Annotated in this window: 1 protein-coding gene; it reads right to left on the reverse strand. The window is 36.5% G+C overall.

The genetic code is table 11. The features are described 5' to 3' along the window. Window positions 1-136: 136 nt before the first annotated feature. Window positions 137-1,286, reverse strand: a 1,150-nt coding sequence (locus tag G3O09_RS21895) for a spore germination protein (RefSeq protein WP_163103555.1), incomplete at its 5' end; no start/stop codon positions are given.

Below are 1,286 nucleotides of genomic sequence, written 5' to 3' on the forward strand. Positions count from 1 at the left end.
ATCTTGGTGAGCATCTCTATAGATTATTCGTTGGAAACCTTGTAGACCAACACCGATTTGAGTGGCATGAACAACAAAAAAGACCAAAAAAGCATTTACTAAATAGTTAGATTTGATTTTTTGCTGTACGTGCATATTATAACCACCTATAGTTCACTTCATCTGGATTATATTTTTGTTTGTCTGCTGGTCTTGTCAAAGCTTGTCTTTTGTAGATAAAACGAAACGGAAGGCGAACAATACTATCAACCCAATCTTTAAATCGAGGGGGGTAGAATGGAGCCATGTAGGGACTCCCAAGTGTTGTGAGTCGTAATAAGTGAATCATGATAAAACAAAAACCAAACATGATACCATAAAAGCCCCAAAAGCCTGCTAAAATTAATATGGGAAATCGTATGACACGTATTAAGCTACCCATTGGGTAACTTGGAGTTGTGAATGATGCTAAAGCACCTAAAGCCACAATAATAATTAGAATATTACTCGTAAAACCGGCCTGTACAGCAGCAGTTCCGATTACAATACCACCCACGATACCCATTGTTTGCCCTACTTTTGTAGGTAGTCTCGCACCGGCTTCCCTTAAAAGTTCAATAATAAACTCAAGTAGTATCGCTTCAAATAAGGGTGGAAAAGGAACCCTTGATCTTGACTCACCCAAAGGGACGAGTAATGCTTGAGGAATTACTTCGTAGTGAAACGTAAGTGCTGCCACATAAAGTGCTGTGAAAAAAACAGATAAAAACACTGCTGTAATACGTAACAAACGAACAAAACTCGCAATTGGCCAACGAACATTGTAATCTTCCTTGCTTTCAAAGAACTCTATAAATGACAAGGGGCATAAAATAGCCATTGGGCTCCCATCTACTAAAACAGTAATCTTACCGTTTAACAAACCATGGCATACTCGATCTGGTCTCTCAGTTAACAACATTTGAGGAAAAATAGATAAAGAGTTATCATTGATTAATTGATTTAATTCAGCACTATCTAACAATCCATCTATATCGATTGATGACAGTCTTTCCCTCATTCTTTGAACAAGATCGTTTGATGCAAGACCTTCTATATATAGTACTGAAACCCCAGTATTTGTTCTTCTACCAATAATGTAAAACTCATTTTTTAAATCAGGAGTCGCAAGTGATCTCCGTATCAAAGATACATTTGTTGAAAGACTTTCATTAAAACCTACTTGTGAACCAATTACTTGTGATTCGTTTTCTGGTTTACTAAGTGACCGATTATTTTTACTTGGAATTTTAATTAAGATCACTTCT

The sequence above is a fragment of the Peribacillus alkalitolerans genome, from assembly GCF_010882125.1.
In the GTDB taxonomy this organism is placed as follows: domain Bacteria; phylum Bacillota; class Bacilli; order Bacillales; family DSM-1321; genus Bacillus_BN; species Bacillus_BN alkalitolerans.